4 protein-coding genes are annotated in these 2,993 nt (G+C 34.3%); all 4 read left to right on the top strand.

The features are described 5' to 3' along the window. On the top strand, positions 1-447 hold a 447-nt coding region (locus KJ678_01035; GenBank protein MBU1016732.1), incomplete at its 5' end, for a class I SAM-dependent methyltransferase. A gap of 2 nt (positions 448-449) precedes the next feature. Continuing rightward, positions 450-1,604, top strand: coding sequence for a glycosyltransferase family 4 protein (locus KJ678_01030; protein MBU1016731.1), 1,155 nt, complete (start codon positions 450-452; stop codon positions 1,602-1,604). After that, complete coding sequence (locus KJ678_01025; protein MBU1016730.1) at positions 1,597-2,481, top strand: class I SAM-dependent methyltransferase; 885 nt, start codon at positions 1,597-1,599, stop codon at positions 2,479-2,481. Before KJ678_01030 ends, KJ678_01025 begins: the two co-directional genes overlap by 8 nt. Further along, on the top strand, positions 2,478-2,993 hold a 516-nt coding region (locus tag KJ678_01020), incomplete at its 3' end, for a class I SAM-dependent methyltransferase (GenBank protein ID MBU1016729.1). The genes KJ678_01025 and KJ678_01020, both read left to right, overlap by 4 nt.

Here is a 2,993-nt window from a genome sequence, read left to right as displayed (position 1 = left end):
TTAAAAATAGCAAAAGAAAAAGGATTTAATGTGCAAAGTTTTGATTTAAATTCTCCTGTAACTTTGTCGGAAAAATATGATGTTGCTTTCCTTTCACAAATTTTGGAACATGTGGACAGCCCAATAAACCTGTTGCGTTTCGTAAATGGTAGTTTAAAAAAAGGTTCAAAAGTCATTATTTCTGTGCCAAATGAACTCAGTATTATCCATTTTAAATACCCGTATTTTAAAGAGGATGGCAATCATTTATACAGTTTTTCTATAACGAACATGAAAGAACTTCTAATCGAGGCGGGATTCAATCTTGAAAAAACGTATTTTGATTACTATACGTCCCTGACTAACAAGTTAAAAATAGACAGGCACTTAAAATTTTTTGATAGATTTCCTGTATGGTTTAGATACCCGTTTGCCTGGTCTTTTTGGTTCGTTGGTGAGAAAATATAATTATGGTTGGAAAACGAAAACACTTGTTGATAGTTTGTCCTTTTGCGATGCCCAACCTGGGTGGTGTAGAGACTCACATAGAAAAGTTGAAAAACTACGCTATAAAAAAAGGTTATTATGTGACTCTTTTGACATATCAACCACTGACAAATAATTTGAGGGGAGATTCATTAGAAAAAGGAAGTAATTTTGAAATTCATAGGGTTTCGTGGTTTGGGGTTGGATTATTTCCTAAATTGGAAAACTATTTTCCACTAGTGTTTCTATATTTGTTTCCTGGTCTTTTTGTTAAAACCTTTTTATATTTATTGAAAAACCATAGAACAGTAGATTGTATTCATTCTCATGGGTTTATTGCGGCCACTATAGTACGTGTTTTAAACTTTTTCTTTAAAAAAAGATCTGTTATGAGTACGCACGCCGTATATGGATTTAATGAAAGACCAATTTTAAAATTTGTAATTAGACCAATTCTTACAGGTTTTGATGTAATACTTTCTGTTTCTAAGATGTCAAGATCAGAAATCGTATCTATGGGGATACCGCAGTCTAAAGTTATAATTCATCCAAATTGGGTGGACACTGATGTATTTAAACCTTTTGATAAAGCGAGGTGCAAGAAAACTCTTGGGTTTAGTAAAAAGTTAAATATTTTATTTGTTGGTAGGTTTTTGGAGAAAAAGGGTGTTAACATGGTTATAGAAGTTGCAAAAAGTATGCCAGATATTGGGTTTCACTTCGTTGGTAGTGGTCCTGAGGAGAAAGCCGTGAGAAAATTAAGTAATAAATTAACTAATGTTACATACTATGGTGTTTTAATGCAGTACAACAAAGCTCAAATGGAAAAGCTGTTGTCGCTGTATAATGCATGTGATTATTTAGTATCTCCCTACTTATATGACGAGGGGTTTTCCGCAACTTTAGTTGAGTCAATATCCTGTGGACTTCCCGTTATAATCACTAATCGCGGATCCCCTCCTACTTTCCTAAGTTCTGAGGTAGGTATTTATCTATCATCAGATCCAAGCACTGAGGAGTTAATCACTGTTCTGCGCAATTTAACCCCAGACATTGAGTTAAGAGAAAAATGCAGAGCCTTCGGAGTTAACAATTTTGGGTTTAAAAACGCCCAGATCATTATAGATACATATGAATAAAAATCAAAAAAATAAACTTAATAAAATTTTGTCCAAAGTAGGGGATCTTAATTTCAAAAGACGTATTATCGCGATGTTGGACTATTTAGACATTCAAGATGGAGAAGTAATTTTGGATATGGGATGTGGGGAGGGCTTTTACTCTATGATTTTTGATCAGTTGCATAACTGTAAAGTTATAGCAGTTGACTACGACAAGGCCATTCTAGCTATGGCGGGCGGGTGGTTAGAAAATAGCGAAAAGGTTAGTTTTGAGGAAGGGGATATATGTAACTTACGTTTTGATGATAATTACTTCGATAAAATTTTATGTACAGAGGTTATAGAGCATATAGAGGACGATACTAAGGCAACAAAAGAACTTTATAGAGTTTTGAAACCTGGTGGCATTCTTGCAGTGACCGTACCGAATAGTAACTACCCCTTGGTGTGGGATCCGTTTAATAAAATAAGGGAATGGTTAGGTTTTGGTCATTTCGATCCTTTAAATGGATTTTGGGGAGGTATTTGGGCGCATGATCACAAGAGATTATATTCACCAAATAGCTTGAAAACATTACTCCAGAAAGCAGGGTTTGAGGTGTCTAATTTAGGAGTTCTAACTCACTATGGTATTCCTTTCAATCATCTTGTTCTATATATCGGCAAACAATTTTATACAAGTTTTCCAGTGCCAGACAGTATAAAAAACTCAATGGAGAAGTTTAAATGGGATGCTAGAGATGATTGTGTTATTGAAAAGATTTCAATTTTTTCATTACTTTTAAATTTCGGATTAAAAATAATGAAGTGGGCGGATCATTTTAATGACAGAAATTTTTCTCTTGATACATCTTCAATGGCAGTAATGGCTCTCGCAAAAAAGAAAAATAAATGAAAATATCAAAGCAAAGATGGGAAGTTGCCCAAAAATATGAGAAAAGCGAGTGGAATGCCCATTCTAATGTTGAAACAGAGGAATGGGAGGAGAACGTACGTAAGTATTCCAAATATTTTGAAAAACTAGAAAAAAAACTAAAAGTGACTAAGAGCTGGAGAATTCTAGACATAGGATGCAACTCGACATGTGTTTCCAGACTTATAAAGTTGGGTAAGCACCTTGGTGTAGACCCCTTAGCAAATGACTTTGATATGGATAATAAGGTACCAGAGGTTAAGATTTTCCAGGGTATGGGCGAAGATATGGGGTTCATAGAAAGCGATTCTATAAATCTCATTATTTGTAGAAATGTTATAGATCACTCTTTTAATCCCTCTCAAGTTATAAATGAGGTGCGTAGAGTTTTGAAAAAAGATGGTTATTTTATGTTAGCAGGATATGTTTACAACCCCTTTATTTGGTTCATAAAAACTATAGGGGAGAGGTTAGTGTTTTTGAGAAACGTAGGT

It is taken from the genome of Patescibacteria group bacterium (assembly GCA_018817085.1).
GTDB lineage: Bacteria > Patescibacteriota > WWE3 > CG2-30-40-12 > CG2-30-40-12 > CG2-30-40-12.
The sequence above is the reverse complement of the archived record's forward strand: the minus strand, read 5'-3'. Positions and strand labels throughout refer to the sequence as shown.

Bases quoted from the DNA above. Each gene is read 5' to 3' on its own strand.
- KJ678_01030 (MBU1016731.1), top strand. From the start codon at position 450: ATGGTTGGAAAACGAAAACACTTGTTGATAGTTTGTCCTTTTGCGATG.
- KJ678_01025 (MBU1016730.1), top strand. From the start codon at position 1,597: ATGAATAAAAATCAAAAAAATAAACTTAATAAAATTTTGTCCAAAGTA.